This window comes from Anoxybacillus sp. PDR2 (genome assembly GCF_009834045.1).
Classification (GTDB): domain Bacteria; phylum Bacillota; class Bacilli; order Bacillales; family Anoxybacillaceae; genus Anoxybacteroides; species Anoxybacteroides rupiense.
The window spans coordinates 3,000,250-3,018,468 of the sequence record NZ_CP047158.1; the positions used below are offsets into that span (position 1 = coordinate 3,000,250).

16 protein-coding genes are annotated in these 18,219 nt (G+C 42.2%); all 16 read right to left on the bottom strand.

What is annotated here, in order from left to right:
* Positions 1–199: 199 nt before the first annotated feature.
* Positions 200–1,078 (bottom strand): putative sporulation protein YtxC, encoded by an 879-nt coding sequence (gene ytxC / locus GRQ40_RS14435; protein WP_159720248.1) that lies wholly within the window; start codon positions 1,076–1,078, stop codon positions 200–202.
* A 94-nt stretch (positions 1,079–1,172) separates the two neighbouring features.
* Complete coding sequence (gene dnaI / locus GRQ40_RS14440) at positions 1,173–2,099, bottom strand: primosomal protein DnaI (RefSeq protein ID WP_221212038.1); 927 nt, start codon at positions 2,097–2,099, stop codon at positions 1,173–1,175.
* Positions 2,100–2,130: 31 nt separating this feature from the next.
* Complete coding sequence (locus tag GRQ40_RS14445) at positions 2,131–3,519, bottom strand: replication initiation and membrane attachment family protein (RefSeq protein WP_159720249.1); 1,389 nt, start codon at positions 3,517–3,519, stop codon at positions 2,131–2,133.
* 59 nt (positions 3,520–3,578) lie between these two features.
* Positions 3,579–4,040 carry a transcriptional regulator NrdR gene (gene nrdR, locus GRQ40_RS14450; RefSeq protein WP_044745962.1) on the bottom strand — a complete coding sequence of 154 codons (462 nt, stop codon included), beginning with the start codon at positions 4,038–4,040 and terminating at the stop codon, positions 3,579–3,581.
* A gap of 36 nt (positions 4,041–4,076) precedes the next feature.
* Positions 4,077–4,475, bottom strand: a complete 399-nt coding sequence (locus tag GRQ40_RS14455) for a cytosolic protein (RefSeq protein ID WP_159720250.1) — start codon at positions 4,473–4,475, stop codon at positions 4,077–4,079.
* 113 nt (positions 4,476–4,588) lie between these two features.
* The gene (speD, locus tag GRQ40_RS14460; RefSeq protein ID WP_080862077.1) at positions 4,589–4,963 is read right to left on the bottom strand and encodes an adenosylmethionine decarboxylase; all 375 of its coding nucleotides are present in this window, start codon (positions 4,961–4,963) and stop codon (positions 4,589–4,591) included.
* Positions 4,964–5,484: 521 nt separating this feature from the next.
* Positions 5,485–6,513, bottom strand: coding sequence for a glyceraldehyde-3-phosphate dehydrogenase (locus GRQ40_RS14465; protein ID WP_159720251.1), 1,029 nt, complete (start codon positions 6,511–6,513; stop codon positions 5,485–5,487).
* Positions 6,514–6,634: 121 nt separating this feature from the next.
* Positions 6,635–7,234: a dephospho-CoA kinase gene (gene coaE / locus GRQ40_RS14470; protein WP_159720252.1), complete on the bottom strand. Its 600-nt coding sequence runs from the start codon at positions 7,232–7,234 to the stop codon at positions 6,635–6,637.
* 18 nt (positions 7,235–7,252) lie between these two features.
* Positions 7,253–8,077 carry a DNA-formamidopyrimidine glycosylase gene (gene mutM, locus GRQ40_RS14475; protein WP_066146405.1) on the bottom strand — a complete coding sequence of 275 codons (825 nt, stop codon included), beginning with the start codon at positions 8,075–8,077 and terminating at the stop codon, positions 7,253–7,255.
* Positions 8,078–8,092: 15 nt separating this feature from the next.
* Positions 8,093–10,726, bottom strand: a complete 2,634-nt coding sequence (polA, locus tag GRQ40_RS14480; protein WP_159720253.1) for a DNA polymerase I — start codon at positions 10,724–10,726, stop codon at positions 8,093–8,095.
* A gap of 664 nt (positions 10,727–11,390) precedes the next feature.
* Positions 11,391–13,145, bottom strand: a complete 1,755-nt coding sequence (pnpS, locus tag GRQ40_RS14485) for a two-component system histidine kinase PnpS (protein WP_044745955.1) — start codon at positions 13,143–13,145, stop codon at positions 11,391–11,393.
* Positions 13,138–13,851, bottom strand: a complete 714-nt coding sequence (locus tag GRQ40_RS14490; protein ID WP_044745984.1) for a response regulator transcription factor — start codon at positions 13,849–13,851, stop codon at positions 13,138–13,140. The genes pnpS and GRQ40_RS14490 overlap by 8 nt, the downstream gene beginning before the upstream one ends.
* A 248-nt stretch (positions 13,852–14,099) precedes the next feature.
* The gene (locus GRQ40_RS14495) at positions 14,100–14,570 is read right to left on the bottom strand and encodes a MaoC/PaaZ C-terminal domain-containing protein (protein WP_044745954.1); all 471 of its coding nucleotides are present in this window, start codon (positions 14,568–14,570) and stop codon (positions 14,100–14,102) included.
* Positions 14,571–14,657: 87 nt separating this feature from the next.
* Entirely contained in the window at positions 14,658–15,596 is a 939-nt protein-coding gene (gene mdh, locus GRQ40_RS14500; RefSeq protein ID WP_044745953.1) for a malate dehydrogenase, read from the bottom strand.
* Between the two features lie 20 nt (positions 15,597–15,616).
* A complete protein-coding gene (gene icd / locus GRQ40_RS14505; protein ID WP_044745952.1) occupies positions 15,617–16,891 on the bottom strand; it encodes an NADP-dependent isocitrate dehydrogenase in 1,275 nt (424 codons plus the stop codon).
* A gap of 75 nt (positions 16,892–16,966) precedes the next feature.
* The gene (gene citZ, locus GRQ40_RS14510; protein ID WP_159720254.1) at positions 16,967–18,085 is read right to left on the bottom strand and encodes a citrate synthase; all 1,119 of its coding nucleotides are present in this window, start codon (positions 18,083–18,085) and stop codon (positions 16,967–16,969) included.
* Positions 18,086–18,219: the final 134 nt, after the last annotated feature.

Here is an 18,219-nt window from a genome sequence, read left to right on the forward strand (position 1 = left end):
AAGGCGGCAGAAAAGCAAAAATAACTCCTACAATCGTTCACTGCTGAAGTTCCGAGGCGGTAAGTGCATTTTCCGTGTTAGGAAGGTTACAGCCAAAGCCTTCCCTCTCTGGAAACCGTAAAAACACACCCATGTCCTCATCATGACTTTTCCACATGTTTCATTATGTACGTTATTATAGAATGTCTGATGAGAAAAATCAAGTCGATCGATCATTTATCGACATGGCCGTCTGGGCATCGGCAAAATCCGTCGGTTTACAAAAGCGAAGCCGTTCTTGAAACACATTTTGTAGCGTTTGAATCATTCCGTCATCTTCACATGAAGTATAGACATATACCAATTCAGGAGCAATCGAAACAAGCGGCGCTAATACAGAAGAATCGATATACATCGGCTGACTGACAGGCAAATTGCGGTCAATCAGCTGGGTTAACTCCTTTTTTGTCACATGGCGAAACTGTTCATCAAAAAAAAGAAAGTCCGGAGAGCGATGAACAAGATGAACAATCCGCCACTTGGCTTCCCGTTCTGCCACGTAATCGCGCAGTATTTGCACAAAATTTTGATATTCTTGCTCTAGCTTATATTCATCAATGGCCAGTTCGACATAATGATTCAATCGTTCCATATATCGTTTCAGCCGGAATGTAACAAACGAGGTGAGTGAAAAAGAAAGATTATCTTTTAAAAATGGTAAAAGTGCATTCATAATGAGCGCATCGCGCGACATGGTGCTTTTTTTCCCGCTTCGATAATCATATCGTTCCCCCTCAAGGAACGAATGAGTTAATTGCAAAATTTGATACTGCTCTTCCTCGTTTTTAAAATAAAATGTTCCAGAAATAATGGACAGCAGCAGCCGATCTTCAATAAAACGAAGAATAAACTGCGTAATCGCAGGTGCCACGCACGATGAAATAGCTTCATCCACACATTGGTCTATGTCAATCGTAACTAAAGAATTTCCATCGTACTTCAATTGCAAATAGGGACGGGTTGTCCCGTTCACTTTTTCTTGCAAAAGATCAAAAAATTTTTCTGCGTCGCTTGTCTGTTCGAAGTAAATCTCAATCAATGTCGTCCCCCCTTTGTAAGTGAATGCTTGTTCTATATATATGGGAGGACGCGTTGATTTAGAATCAGAAAAACAAGCGATCCGTTCACTTCGCTTAGTCTAAACGGCGATTTCTTCCTTTTATCTCCACAGGATCTGCTAAATAACGGATGCGTTCCATCAGGCGCGCCGCTTTCATTTGTTCTTCCTCGCCTCTTTGGGAATACGTTAAGTGGTGGGCTAACTGCTGCAAATCAAAATTCGATGTAAAAAAAGTCGGAAGATTTTCCAGCATCCGGTATTGCAAAATCGGACCTAGCAAATCATCACGCACCCAGCTTGACATGGATTCGGCGCCAAGATCGTCCAGCATTAAGACGGGAACTTTTTTGACATAATCCAATTTTTCGTTCATCGTTTGATCCTGCCAAGATCCCTTGAGTTCACGAAAAAATTCAGGTACGTAGACGATGAGAGAGGACACCTTTTTTTGTGCCAGCGCGTTGGCAATCGCTCCAAGAATATAAGTTTTTCCAACACCAAAAGAACCGTATAAATAAAGCCCCTTGATCTTTTTTCCCGGTTCATAATTTGCTACAAAATGCTCCGCTCGCTCAATTGCCTTCATTCGTCCGTCATCGGCAAGATCGACATCTGATAACGAAGCCTGTAAAATTTCGCGCGGTACAAATAAGCTTTGAATTAACGCTTCCTGCCGTTTCCGCTCATCATGCTTGATCTTCGTTGGACAACGGTCATATTGAATATCAATAGCATTTCCATGGAGCACAAGACGCGGATGGTATCCCTTGAGAAGATTGCGGCACTCGCCTAAGCTTGGACAGCGCTCACAATTTTTGCTTTGTTGGATAAACTCATATAATTTCATTAAACCTCGTTCCAAAATAACGTTTGTGACCTGATCCCTGTGCTCCCGCAAAAAGGCCTGTACTTCTCGGTGAGACAAAATCTCATGTTTTAGCTGCTCATATCGCTGCCGGAAATCTTTCCGGTGGAGCAGACGATGAAGGAGCTCGTCCATTGGCTTCACCACTCTCACCTCCTGTTTTTATTTACTGATTCCGGTATTTTTTTAGACGTTCTTCCAGTTCGCGACGCTTCTGTTCAAGGTTGACTTCTTCGCTTGTTCCAGACTCCTTTTGACTATAATCCATATTGAGCCACTCAGGCAACATTTCCTTGCGAACCGTTTTTTGTACCGTTTTTTTCTCTTTCCCGGTCGCCCAGCTCTGGTATTTTTTCGTCTCTTTTTTCGCCAGCTCCATCGCTTCCTTAACGGTGTGAATTTTTTTCCGAGCCCAATGACTGGCAATTTTCTCCACATATGCCTTTGATAGCTTCATATCTGTCCGAAGCATGACATAATAAATTAACACATTGACAACACCAGGAAGAAGCTTTTGCTGAAACATAATCTCTTCAATAAGCTGCAAGTCGCTTAGCGAAGGCTCTGCTCCCCCTGAAATATCGATCAACAGCTGACGCGGTGAAATCGTTTCGAGCTGTTTGATCAACAGCTCTTCCTTCGTTTTTGGTTCCGTATTCTCCATTGTGCGGTATGTAAGCGGCTGAACGCGCGTGCTTAGCTGTGGCAGCTCTTCCCCTCGTTCAAACTGATACCAATCGCGCGCCGCTTTTCTTAATGTTTCAATATCAATATGTGCAGCAGGATCAATCACACTAAGTACAATTTTTTGCATTTCTAATGGATCAATACCATATAAAAAGGACAGCTTTTTAATGGCCTCGCGCACTTTTGCAGTAATAGCTCTTTTGGGCACAATCTGCCTTGAAAGCCCTGCAAAAAATAAATCAAAGTCAAATACTTCTTCTCCTAATACATACGTGTCTGCACCCCGTCCCATATATTCATAACCATCAGGTAGGTGCAAGTCTTTTTTTGTTTCTTCATTCATAACAGCAACCATCTGTTCCGGATGAACAGAGTAAAAAATATCATTAAATGATCGTGTAATGGCGGTAAATTGACTTTCATCAATCGCTGGCACCGAGAAAAATTGCTTCAAGGTCTGAAATTTCTTTCGCCCCACACGATTGTAAAGAAACACATTGAACACACTATCCGTGAAAAACTGCTCTGGCGTAAGCGGGGGCTGCAGCTCGTAAATAAATAGCTTCGGATCTTGTTTGTCGTTGACATATGTTTTTAACAACCCAATTCCTTCCAATTTTAAGCGTTCATCATAAATTTCTTTTAGACTGCATTGCATAATCACCATCAAGCTATGATGGGTTGTTTCTTCTGCCGACAGATGCTGTTCAAGCTCCCCCCACAAGGTCATATATAGACTGAAAGCACGTGAACCGATTAACGGCTGATATAACAGTGTGATCACTTTTCGATCAAAATCATGTAAGATCCCATTGCTTCGCACCATATAACGATCAATAGGAATAAGCTCCTTCCAATGATGTTCCATGCTACCGCCCTTCCCCATTAGACTAAAAAAAGGGCTTTTCCGTAGATCGAGCAAGCCCTTTACCGCTGTTCTTTTTTAATTAATTCCTTAAGTTCTTCAATAAACACGTTTAAATCTTTAAATTGCCGATAAACGGAAGCAAAGCGAACATACGCTACTTCATCGACACTCGACAGCCGCTCCATCACCATTTCGCCGATCGTTTCACTTTTCACTTCAGCCACTCCGCCATTGCGTAGCTCTTTCTCAATCTCTTGGGTAATATGCTCCAGCTGTTCTAGAGCCACCGGCCGCTTCTCGCACGCTTTAATGAGCCCTCGCAATATTTTCTCTCGGCTAAATTCTTCCCGCGTTCCTTCCTTTTTGACGACAATCAGCGGCATTTCCTCTACTTTTTCAAATGTGGTAAAACGATAATGGCACTGTTCGCATTCCCTTCTGCGCCGAATGGAGCGCCCTTCATCAACCGGTCGCGAATCAAGCACCCTTGTGCCATTATGGTGGCAAGATGGACATTTCATATGAACCACTCCATTTTAATAGCCTTTTCTTTTCATTCACCCATTGATTCCAGAACCTATATAAGGAAGACGTTGGTCGATCTTTTGATATAAATCAATCACAATGCGGCGGCTCCATCCAAAATCGAACGGCAAAATCTTTGTGTCTGTTGTAACAGAAAAATCAATGGCCGTTTCAAATGGGCGAACAGAAATGACCGTAATGACAATAAACGCCTTTCTTCCTCGACGAGTCGCTACGCTAAACTCTCCTCGGTCTTCAGAAACAGAAAGCAGCTCGTACTCATGAGAAGACGCGATTAATTCTTTAACGGCTTTGATGGCACTAGCGGCCGTTGTTTTGTAATAGCGGCTTTGCAATTGCTCATCCTCGTGATTTTCTCTTGTCTCACAATGATTGGTCAATCCGTATTTTAACTTGCTCCAAACACTCATCGATCGCCGCTCCTTGCTTTATTCTTTATCATTATGATACCATTAGTGCCCCATGTATGTACAACACAAAAAAAGAGGTGTATGCAACACCTCTTTTGCGTTCATTTTATTCATTATAGAACTTTGGCATTTTTTATTTCAATTGGACCCATTCCACGAGGAAGCTCAATCGTTTCTTTTGTTTGTGCTCCCAAAGCTTCCGCGATATAATCCGCAGCAATCGTTGGGTCCAAATGCCCACACGTATAAACATCAATGCTTGCATATCCATGTTCAGGAAAACTATGAATCGTTAAATGAGATTCAGAAATAATAACAACACCACTTACTCCTTGGGGAGCAAATTTGTGAAATGCTACCTCACGAATTTCCGCACCTGATTTTAGTGCTGCATCAACAAATGTTTTTTCAATAAATTCCATATCATTCAGCTTATCAAAATCGCATCCCCATAACTCTGAGATAACGTGACGACCCATTGTGTCCATCTAAATCATCCCCCTTTAACAAATTTTACAAAAAAATAAGCATGAAATTCTTTTGCAAATGGCATGTATAACTACCACGGGGGAAAGTTAGTCCAAAGAGGTCCTAACCCTTTAAGTAGTCACATTACCGTGCGTTTAAGAAGTTCACGAAACATAGTATACTTGGTTTATTTTTTTTTTGCAATACACTTTTTCATTTTTTATGCTTCTCGTGTCAGATCAAATCGATTCACTTGTTGTCCTTGGGCTCTATACATGATGATGAATAGACGGCATCTGGCAACACTCACAGCAGGAGGGCATTTGGTAACTTTCCTCGGTCACTCCAAAAGGATGACAGCGCGCCGACCATTGAACCCCGTCCCCATGCAAAGGTTGAACAGGCCAAATGACATCTGTTCTAAAAATTCTCCATTCATTGAAATAAGGAGGATTTTCAACTTTACAATGGCGTCAACATTTTTTTGTCATAGACGTCGATATAATAAAAAGCGCTGAACCATAGTCAGCGCTTTTTACATTTATGCGTTTACTCGCAAATTTTCCATCATTTTACTAGCCACTAAATTCGTTAAATCAACAACGCGGCAAGAATAGCCCCATTCATTGTCATACCATGCCAATACTTTTACCTTGCGCCCTTCCATTACCATCGTTGACAAACCATCGATAATGGCTGAATGAGGATTGGTGTTAAAATCAATAGAAACAAGCGGCTCTGTTGTAAAATCAAGAATCCCTTTTAACGGACCACGAGCTGCGTTAATCAATGCTTCATTTACAGCTTCAACCGTTACATCCGTTTTTACGTCTACAACCAGATCGACTAATGATACATTTGGTGTCGGAACGCGAAGAGCCATTCCGTGCAATTTTCCTTTTAAGTGAGGCAATACTAATGCAAGAGCTTTCGCCGCGCCTGTTGTTGTTGGAATAATGGACTGCGCGCAAGAACGGGCGCGTCGTAAATCTTTATGAGGATTGTCAATATTTTTTTGGTCATTCGTATAAGCATGAACGGTTGTCATTAAGCCATTTTCAATGCCAAACGCTTCATCTAGCACTTTAACGACTGGCGCTAAACAGTTTGTTGTGCACGAAGCATTGGAAATGATAAAATGCTGGGCAATATCAAGCATCTCTTCATTGACGCCCATTACGATCGTAATATCCTCATTTTTTCCAGGCGCAGTTAAAATGACACGTTTCGCACCTGCCTCTAGATGCAGACTTGCTTTTTCCTTGGAATTGAATTTTCCAGTTGCTTCAATCACAATATCAATATCTAATTCTTTCCATGGAAGCTCTTTCGGGTCACGGGAATTTAATAATTGTACTTTTTTCCCATTCACAAGAAGCCCATCCTCTAGCGCCACTACTTCTCCCGCAAACTTTCCATGGTTGGAATCATATTTTATTAAATGAGCTAACGTTTCAGCTGGATAGCTCGCATTAATCGCAACGATTTCAAAGTTTTCCGCATCGATAGCGTTTCGGAATACCATTCTTCCGATTCTTCCAAACCCATTAATCGCTACTTTTGCTTTCATTGAATTTTCTCCCCTTAAATATATGTTATACTAATTATCTTCTTTCGTATAATTAGTATAGCATATATTTGTTTTTTGTATAGAGTAAATCATGTAAAAAATAAAAAAAGGCGTCCTGTTTTTACAGGACGTTCCACATTTTTAAAATATAAAGCAGTTGTTCACGTGTTCTTTCAATGGTTCCATTATTATCAATGACCGCATCAGCATAGCTTTTTTTGTCGCTGAGCGGCATTTGCGCCCGAATGCGCGCTACGGCGTCTTCTTTAGCTAAGCCATTTCTCTTTATTAACCGCTCCAGTTGAATCGCTTCGTCTACATAGACCACGATAATTTTATCTACAAGATGAAAGAGCTGACTCTCTATTAAGAGCGGAATATCTAAAACAACAGCGTTAGCACCATTACGAAGAAATGCTTCTTTTTGTTCGAGCATTTTTTTCCTGACAGCTGGATGAACAATTGCATTCAACCGTTTTCTTTTTTCCTCATGGTGGAATACGATGGCTCCAAGTTTCGTACGGTTAATTTCTCCATTTTCTTGAAGAATTTCGCTTCCAAATTCCTTGACAATTTGCTTATAGGCTTCTTCACCAACCCGAACGACTTCTCTGGCAATAAGATCGGCATCCACCACTGGAATGCCAAATTCCTTGAGCATGTGCGATATCGTACTTTTTCCGCTCGCAATTCCTCCTGTCAATCCGATCGTTAATGCCACTTTCCTCCCCCTCCCCATTCAATGCTGGCATTGTTCGCAATAATGGGTACCGCGGCCGCCAATCGTTGTTTTCTGAATGGCATGGCCGCATCGTCTGCACGGTTCCCCTTTGCGACCATAAACAAACAGCTGCAGCTGGAAAGTGCCGCTCTCTCCTTGTGTATTCACATATGTTCGAACCGTGCTTCCTCCTTTTTCAATGGCTTCACGGAGCGTCGCCACAATCTCCCCATGAAGGCGTTTCATCTCTTCGTCCGTTAATGAAGAAGCCTTTCGTTCTGGATGAATGCTAGAGCGAAACAGTACTTCATCGACATAAATGTTACCGAGTCCAACGACAATGGTTTGATCTAAGAGGGCGCTTTTAATCTTTCGAGCTGTTTTTTGCAGCTTTCCCGCCAAAAAATCCGGTGTAAACGATGGGGAGAATGGCTCAGGCCCCAATTGGAGCAGCGGAGAATGCCGCTCTTCCTCTCCCGTTTGGAACAAATGCATCGTCCCAAACTTTCGTACATCGCGATATCTCAGTTCTGTTCCATCGGTAAACTCAAAAATAACATGTGTGTGCGGCTCAAGCGGCACACCTGTTGTTTGCAACAAATAGCGGCCCTCCATACGCAAATGAGAAACAAGCACATATTCATCCAATAAGAATTTTAAAAATTTTCCACGACGATCAATCTGATGAATCGTCTGCCCTTGTAACGTTTGGACAAACATACCGATATCGGCAGGTCGCTTAATGATATTGGGCCAAAACACTTTAACATCTTGAATCGTTTTACCAACAGTCAATGGAATCAATGTCCGCTTGACTGTTTCGACCTCTGGAAGTTCCGGCATTGCTGATCCCTCTCTCTATTTCGCATCATACCAAGTCGGTCCAAAATGGTAATCGACTTTCAGCGGCACACGCAGTTCAATGGCTTGTTCCATCACTTCCGGAACAAGCTGCTTCAGCCGCTCAATCTCTGATTTCGGCGCTTCTAAAATTAGCTCATCGTGCACCTGCAGCAAAATTCGCGCTTGCAGCTCCTCCTGCTTCAACCGCTCAGCTAAATCAATCATCGCTTTTTTTATAATATCGGCCGCACTTCCTTGAATCGGCGTATTCATCGCTGTTCGTTCGGCAAAACTGCGCAGATTAAAATTCCGGCTCGTAATATCCGGCAAATAGCGACGGCGATGCAACAGCGTAGTCACATAACCTGTTTGTTTGGCATGGCGAACAATATCCTCCATGTATTGCTTAACTCCAGGAAAGCTTGCAAAATACCGTTCAATAAATTGCGCTGCTTCCTTTCTTGAAATATTCAAGTTTTGCGATAAACCGTAATCGCTAATACCGTATACAATGCCAAAATTAACAGCCTTTGCTTGGCGGCGCATTTGTGATGTCACTTTTTCTTCACTTACATGAAAAATATCCATGGCTGTTTTTGTATGAATATCAAGATCATTGCGAAACGCTTCAATTAAATTTTGATCATTGGCGATATGTGCAAGAACGCGCAGCTCAATTTGTGAATAATCAGCCGCAAAAATCACCCAATCCGGTTCTGATGGAATAAACGCCTGACGGATTTTTCGTCCTTCTTCCAGACGGATCGGAATATTTTGCAAGTTCGGTTCTGTCGAGCTGAGACGTCCGGTTTGGGTCAGCGCTTGGTTAAAGATGGTATGCACCTTATTTGTATCCTGATGCACTACTTTTAGTAATCCCTCTACATAAGTAGAATACAGCTTTCCAAGCTGGCGGTAATGAAGAATTTTCTCCACAATTTCATGGTAAGGAGCCAGCTTTTCTAATACATCGGCAGAAGTGGAATAGCCTGTTTTTGTTTTCTTGATAACCGGCAGCTGCAATTTTTCAAATAACACTACTCCCAGTTGTTTTGGCGAATTAATATTAAATTCTTGCCCCGCAGATTGGTAAATGTCTTGCTCGATCATCTTCAACTGCTCGTTAAGCTCTTCTCCCATATTACGCAGCCTTTGGACATCCACTTTGACCCCGGTGAATTCCATTTCTGCTAAAATGAGCGTCAACGGCAATTCGAGTTCAGTAAATAACAAATATTGCTCGTTTGCTTTGAGATCAGCAACGAATTCTCGTTTTAAGGCTCGAATCGCTACGGCTTTGCGAACGAGATGGTCAGCTAAGCTTTTTTTATCAGGGATTGCCTGTTTCGCACCTTTTCCATATACCGCTTCATCCGGCTGTACTTCTGTATATTGCTTAGTTTTAGCTACAGAGGCGACATCGTCGGTTGAATGTGAAGGATTTAAAAGGTACGAAGCAATGAGCAAATCAAAATCGATCCCTCTCATTTCAATGCCCTGCCATTTTAAAGCGACGAGCGCTCTTTTAGCATCAAATACGCTTTTCTTCTTTTTCTCATCCTCAAGCCAAGCCTTAAAAATCGGCGATGATAAGGCGACATCGGTCGGAATAAACAGAGTTTTCTTTTCGCCGGCCAATGCAAAACCAAGAATCGGCGCTTTGTGATAGTTTGCTTCAAGCACCTCCACAATCAATGCCGCTTCGTCTGCCAGCATGGTCTCGTCCACTTCTTCAACCGTTTCATAATCAATGTTCGCTAACTCTGTCTGAACATCCGGGTCTTCATTCTGTTCCAGCTTCCCTAGCAAGGAATTAAATCCAAGCTCTTTAAATAAAGCGATCACCTTATCAAGATTGTAGCCTGCATATTTCGTCTCTTCTAATGTGATTTCAAGCGGAGCATCGCGCAAGATGGCGGCTAACTGCTTGCTAAGAAGCGCCAGTTCGCGATTCTCCTTCAGGTTTTCTTTCAATTTGTTTCCGCTGACCTGTTCAATGGATTCTAAAAGCCGTTCAACAGTGCCAAATTCCTTCAGCAATTTTAACGCTGTTTTTTCACCAACACCCGGCACTCCTGGAATATTGTCCGATGCATCTCCCATAAGACCTTTTAAATCCACAATTTGCGGTGGAGTAAGCCCATATTTCTCTTGAATCGTTTCTGGCGTATACGGTTCCACATCCGTAATTCCTTTGCGAGTAATCGCAACGGTTACATGCTCAGAAGCAAGTTGTGTTAAATCGCGGTCGCCTGAAATCACCTTAATTTCAAATCCTTCTTGCTCTGCTTTTGTGCAAAGCGTGCCGATAATGTCGTCTGCCTCGTAGTTATCAAGCTCGTACGAGCGAATTTGATAGGCATCTAGCAACTCACGCAAAAGCGGGAATTGCTCGGATAGCTCCGGTGGAGTTTTTTGCCTTCCACCTTTATAATCTTGAAAAGTTTCATGGCGAAAAGTGGTTTTTCCAGCATCAAAAGCGACAAGCATGTGTGTCGGCTTTTCTTCCTCCAAAATTTTCATCAGCATCATCGTAAATCCATAGACAGCATTCGTATGGATGCCTTTTTCATTATGTAAAAGCGGCAATGCGAAAAACGCACGATACGCGATGCTATTGCCGTCAATGAGTACAAGTTTTTTTCGCAAAATGAGTCCCTCCTCACCACGATCGTCCAGATTAAACATTTTGTTCGCTAGCACAACGACGCTCGGAAAAATCCTGCCGCTTGCTCTCTTCACACATTTGTGAGCCCATGGCTTTCAGATCCGCTTATAAGTCTGCGAAGCGGCGTGTTCGACCGCCAAAAAACAACACGATGTCCATATTCATCTGTTTTGTTACATCTATATAGCCAATTCCTGCTGAATCTCCTAAAAAAGACGAGCGTTTGATTCATTCCTTCTTTTTTATTTTATCATGATTAACGGCAGAATGAAAAAAAGACGAGAACATTTTTTCGTTCTCGCCTCTCAAGGGTTGGCTCCTTGGATGAAGGGGTTTTCAATATGAGTGTAGCAAATATTTATGAACACACAGTAAAGAAGCGATTAACTTTTTGTAAAATTGCATGCATCATTCCCAAACAACCATGCGCCTGTCCGTTCTCCCATATAGAATATCACTTGAACATTGAACATATAGTCCGTCCATTCAAAAGCAGCATTTCCATTTTTCTGACGATCGGAAGCAAGCCGCTGACTTGCCTAGCCTGACCAAAAGGCTGGTATAAATTTTATATCGTTCGACTGATCCTCTTCGGTCCAGATTGTATAGGCGACATACTGTCTTATTTCCTGGTCAAATCCGCATTCAACCTATATGGTTCTTTGGAAAATGCACTGTGAATGTTGTACCATGGCCGACTTTACTTTTTACTGTCATATATCCGTGATGCGCTTCCACTAAATGCTTAACGATCGCCAATCCTAACCCCGTTCCTCCTGAGTTGCGGCTTCTTGCTTTATCGACACGATAAAATCGCTCAAAAATGCGGGGAATTTCCTGCTCTTCAATCCCAATGCCTGTATCTGAAATATGGACAAGCACTTCATCATTCTGTTCCTCAATGCTCGCTTCTACTCGTCCAGACTTTTGCGTGTAAGTAAGAGCATTTGTAATCAAATTAATAAAGATTTGCTTCAGACGATCGCCGTCGCCAGTCAAATAAATTTGTTTAGCAGCATGTAAGCGCAAATCAATTTCCTTCTCCTGTGCCTTGCCGCGAAACATGACCATTAACTCTTCCAAAAGTTGTGTCATATTCACCTTCTCGAGCTGAAGCTGAAATCCTTGTTGTTCAATTTTGGATAAATCTAACAATTCCTGAACAAGGCTTTGTAGCCGTTCACTTTCATTCAGAATGATGGATAAAAAATGCTCCAGCGCCCGTTCATCTTTCATCGCCCCATCCAACAGGGTTTCCGCAAATCCTTTAATGGATGTAATAGGCGTTTTCAGCTCATGCGACACATTGGCGACAAAATCTTTTCTCATTTGCTCCAGCTTTTTGAGCTCGGTAATATCATGAAAAACAAGGACAATTCCTTTCCATTCATCATTTGTTCCAATAATGGGCGCCCCGTATACCTCAAAATGCTTTCGCTCAATATCGATTGTCAAAACAAGCTGTTTGCGCACTTTGGTTTCCTTCATAAAAATTTCGTTGACGAGTTCAATAATTTCTTGATGAGAGAAAGCTTCCGTATACAGACGATGTAAATAATCAACAGGACGAATGTGGAAAATTTCTTTATAGGATCGATTGACAAGATTAATGTAGCCGCGGCTGTCAATCAGAATCAGACCGCTGCCGACATTTTCAATCAACGTATGCAAACGGTCCGTTTGCATTTCTTGAATTTTGTTCATTTCTTGCAAATTGCGCGCCAAAATATTAATGGACTGGCTGAGCATCCCCGTTTCATCACTACGCGTTTCATAAACTCTTGCCTTATAGTTGCCGCGCGCCAATTCAAACGCCACCGTTGTCGCTGCCTCAATCGGCTTCATATAATGATCAGCGATTTTAAGACCTAGAAAAATAATCACAATTAACGCGGTTCCTAAACTGCTAATTAATACTCCCCAAATTTGTTGGTTAATTTTTTTTAGAGAGTTGACAGGAGAGCTTAAAATAACATAGCCACCATTTTTTCCGTTTTTTGAAAACGGCACGATGTAATAGTAAACATCTTGTTTTTCTTCAATAATAGAAGGATGATTTCTTTTCTTGCTGTGCAAAATATCGCGCACAATTTGTTCATGAGCGCGATCGCTAATATTAGCAAGGCGCCCCGTATCTAGCAGCGTCCGCTCTTGGTTATCGAGCACGGTAATACGAGAGGCTAACGTTTCGCTCATATCTGCCATTTGCGATCGAACCACATCGATATTTTGCCGTTCAAGCAAAAGAGCGATCATTTCTGCTTCTTTTTCAATTCGCTTGTTCATGGTCTCTAAATAAAAATCTTTAAATAGTTGACCAAGCAAAAGACCAAGACAAATCAGAACGGTTACAATCAAAGAAACAAGAGCAAATAAAAGCCGTGAACGAGGACTAGACATCCATTTTCGGCTCCTCAAGTTTATATCCTAAACCGCGAATGGTTTTAATATATACCGGTTTTTTTGTATTTTGCTCAATTTTTTCACGCAAATGGCTGATGTGTACATCAACGATGCGGGTATCGCCAGCAAAATCATAGTTCCATACAGCGCTAAGCAGCTGATCGCGCGTCAGTACCCTCCCTTTATGCTTGGCCAAATAAACGAGTAATTCAAACTCTTTCGGTGTTAACTCAAGACGCTCCCCTTGAAAATAGGCTTCATAATGTTCAGGAAGAATTTCTAAATCAGCAATACGAATTTTATGAGGATCTTCCGCTTCTTCATGCCCTTGCTGCGATGGAATTCGTCGTAAAATCGCCTTGATGCGCGCCAATACCTCGCGCGGACTAAAAGGCTTTGTCATGTAATCATCGGCTCCAAGCTCCAAGCCTAACACTTTATCGAATTCATCGTCCTTTGCCGTCAGCATTAAAATGGGAAGCATGATTTTTTGTTGGCGCAGCTGCTTGCAAACCTCGATTCCATCCATTTTCGGAAGCATTAAATCAAGAATCATTAAATCGGGTTGCTCGCGAACTGCTTTTTTCATTCCTTCTTCTCCATCATTTGCAGTAATCACTTCAAATCCTGCTTGTTCTAAATTATACTGCAAAAGCGTTACAATGGATGGCTCATCATCAACAACCAACACTTTTTTGCCCATATTTTCCTCCATAAAAAAGATCTCTTCATTATTATACCATACTATAAATCCTTTTTATGAGCCATCCTGCTTATAACGCCTATTGAATTTATCGACACCGCCTTTTATGAATCCAGTTTTATAAAAGCTAAAGCACCCTTTCACCACAAAAAAAGATTCGCTCCTCTATTTCAAGAAACGAATCGCTCAAACGACAAGCATATCATTCTCTTTTCAAAAAACCGCTTCTTTTCTAAAACAGGAAGGAATCAAAAGTTTTCCAAGAAACGGCTGTCTAACATGGAGATCGCATACGGAGGACAAACCGTCACCGTGCCCTCCAACACCTTTTCTGTTTCATCGCGAAGCGCCTCAACAGCAATGATAATCGAATGATCTTCTGCATTGACATCTTGCACTTCAAATAAAAATTGTAAATTCTCGTAATGATAAACAGGTTTCAAAAAATCAAGATAATGCTTCTTGATATGACTTCCAGGACCAGGCAAATATTTGGAGATAGCAGATGTGATCATTCCCGTCAGCATAACCGTTGGGACAATCGGTTTCTTCAGCGGTGTTTGTGAAGCATAGTCATGCTGAATATATAAAGGATTCGAATCGTCTGTTAATCCAAGATAAAGCAACAAATCTTTATCCTCGATTTTTGAATTAATCACTAACTTTTCTCCAACCGTGATTTCTGATATATTTCTCCCTAGTTTTCGTTTTTTAAGCATGATTTACACCCCTTTGTTCAGAAAGCGCTTCCAAGTTGTCGTAGAAGCAAACATTCGAGAAAAAATCCCGAATGCTTGCACGCTTCATTATTCCAATACCTTCATCACATTTTTTACAGATTCAACCGACTTGGCAAGAGCCTGTTTCTCTTCATCCGTCAGCTCTAACTCAATCACTTTCTCGATTCCATTTCCGCCTAAAATAGTTGGTACTCCCAAATAAATGCCTGCATAGCCGTATTCTCCTTCAAGATAAGCAATAGCCGGAAGCACACGGCGTTGGTCTTTGAGAATCGCTTCAACCATTTCAGCGAGAGAAGCAGCGGGAGCGTAATACGCACTGCCGTTTCCGAGCAGATTGACGATTTCACCGCCGCCTTTGCGCGTGCGCTCCACAATCGCATCTAACCGTTCTTTCGGAATGAGCGTTTCAAGCGGAATACCGCCAGCATACGAATAACGCACAAGCGGAACCATATCATCCCCATGGCCGCCTAACACAAAACCAGTAATATCTTTCACAGAAAGGTTTAATTCCTGTGCAACAAATGTGCGGAAACGTGCTGTATCAAGCACACCTGATTGGCCAATCACACGGTTTTTCGGAAAGCCAGACTCTTTGTACACGGTATATGTCATCGCATCAACAGGATTTGTCAGCACAATAATATAACAATTCGGAGAATATTTAACGATTTCCTGGGTTACAGCCTTCATGATTTTTTGATTGGTTGTAACAAGATCGTCCCGGCTCATTCCCGGTTTACGGGCAATACCTGCTGTGATGACCACGATATCGGAATCCGCTGTATCGGCGTAATCAGATGTACCGATAATGTTGGCGTCAAAGCCTAGTACAGGGCTGGATTCAAGCATATCAAGCGCTTTTCCTTTAGTCGGATTTTCCAATTGTGGAATATCCACAAGGACAACATCCCCAAGTTCTTTTTGCGCTAAAATAAATGCCGTTGTCGCCCCCGTAAACCCTGCACCAATCACAGATATTTTTTTACGTTTAACCGCCATTTGTTACCGTCTCCCCTCTATTATTCTCCCATATTACGGATCAATGCATCAGCAAACTCAGAGCACTTCACTTCTGTTGCTCCTTCCATCAGACGGGCGAAATCGTAGGTGACGACTTTCGAAGCAATTGTTTTCTCCATGGATTCAATAATCAGCTTAGCCGCTTCATTCCAGCCAAGGTGCTCAAACATCATGACGCCTGACAAAATAACAGAGGATGGATTTACTTTGTCTAATCCTGCATATTTTGGAGCCGTGCCATGAGTCGCTTCAAAGATGGCATGCCCTGTTTCATAGTTAATATTTGCACCTGGAGCAATGCCAATACCTCCTACTTGAGCTGCCAAGGCATCTGAAATATAGTCACCGTTCAAATTCATGGTTGCGACAACATCAAACTCACGTGGACGCGTTAAAATTTGTTGCAAGAAAATATCAGCAATCGCATCTTTAACGATAATTTTTCCTGCTGCTTCCGCTTCAGCCTGAGCTTTATTTGCAGCCTCTTTTCCTTCCGCTTCAACGATGCGATCATATTCTGCCCATGTAAAGACTTTATCTCCAAATTCTTGCTCTGCAAGCTCATAGCCCCAGTTTTTAAATGCGCCTTCCGTAAATTTCATAATGTTTCCTTTATGTACGAGCGTAACAGACTTGCGGCCGTGCTCGATAGCATAGTTGATGGCTGCTCGAACGAGACGTTTAGTTCCCTCCTCGGAAATCGGCTTAATACCGATACCAGATGTTTCCGGGAAGCGAATTTTACGAACGCCCATTTCATTTTGCAAAAAGTGAATCACTTTTTTCACTTCTTCAGTGCCTTTGGCATACTCAATTCCGGCATAAATATCTTCTGTATTTTCACGGAAAATAACCATATCCGTATCTTCAGGACGTTTCACTGGAGAAGGCACGCCATTGAAGTAACGGACTGGGCGCAAGCAAACAAACAAATCAAGCTCTTGACGAAGCGCGACATTCAATGAACGAATCCCTCCGCCGACAGGGGTCGTTAATGGGCCTTTAATGGCAATTATGTATTCGCGAATCACATCCAACGTTTCTTGAGGCAGCCATTCTCCCGTTAGCTTATATGCTTTTTCGCCAGCAAGAACTTCTTTCCAAGCAATTTTCTTTTCTCCTTTATAGGCTTTTTCAACCGCAGCTTCTAGCACGCGGGAGGCTGCCGCCCAAATATCAGGGCCTGTCCCATCACCTTCAATGAAAGGGATAATCGGATTGTTTGGTACGTTTAACACACCGTTTGTGACTGTAATTTTTTCACCTTGAACCACTTGTAACAACCTCCAATGTATTAATGTGAAGGGCGAGAACATGTATAGCCATCTTCACGCCCTGTTTCCCTAAAGTTAGCCTCTTTGTTCAATCGGAACATAAACTTGTTTCGCCGGTCCAGTATACTCAGCACGCGGACGAATGAGACGGTTGTTCTCATACTGCTCTAAAATATGTGCGAGCCAACCTGACATCCGGCTTACAGCAAAAATCGGCGTGAATAAATCATGATCAATTCCTAAACAATGGTAAACCGATGCAGAATAAAAGTCAACGTTCGGCGGCAACGGTTTTGTTGAATTCATGATTTCCTCAATTTTTACCGACATTTCATACCAATGCGGCTGTCCAACAAGCTTTGTAAGCTTCTCTGACATTTTCTTCAGATGTTTAGCACGCGGATCACCTTTGCGGTAAACGCGATGGCCAAAGCCCATGATTTTTTCTTTGTTTGCTAATTTTTTCTGAACATATGGTTCCACATTCTCAACGTTGCCGATTTCTGTAAGCATTTTCATAACGGCTTCATTTGCACCGCCATGAAGCGGCCCTTTTAACGCGCCGATCGCAGCTGTAATTCCAGAATAGATGTCAGACAGCGTCGCTACACAGACTCGCGCTGTAAATGTCGATGCATTTAATTCATGATCCGCATGCAATACAAGCGCTTTATCAAATGCTTCGACAGCGGTTTCATTTGGTTCGCTGCCTGTCAACATATACAAAAAATTCGCAGCAAAGCCTAAATCAGGGCGTGGGGCCACAGGATCTAACCCTTTACGAATACGAGAAAAAGCTGTCACAATTGTCGGAATTTTCGCTTGTAAACGAATCGCTTTGCGATAATTTGCTTCCGCATCCATAATGTCAGCTTCTTCATCATATAAACCTAACAAAGAAATGGCTGTACGCAGCGCTGCCATTGGATGTACTTTCTCAATTGGATACAATTTGAAATGCTCAATAATTTCAGATGGAATGGCTGCGTTTTCTGCCAGTTGCTTCCGTAATTCTTCTAATTGCTGCCTTGTCGGAAGCTCACGATGCCAAAGCAGATAAACAACCTCCTCAAACGTCGCATTTTCAGCCAAATCGTCAATATCGTAGCCCACATATGTTAATGTGTCATCAATAATTGAGCTGATGCTGGACGTCGTTGCGACAACCCCTTCTAGACCTCGTGTTACTGTCATATACATCTCTCCTTTTCTCTAAAAATTCCCCTTCTCCCATTGCAGTACATCATCCGAGAGCGAGCGCTTGCTCAAAATCATTGAATAAAAGTCCATAAAGAAAATGCTTACATTTTATATTGTATTCATACTGC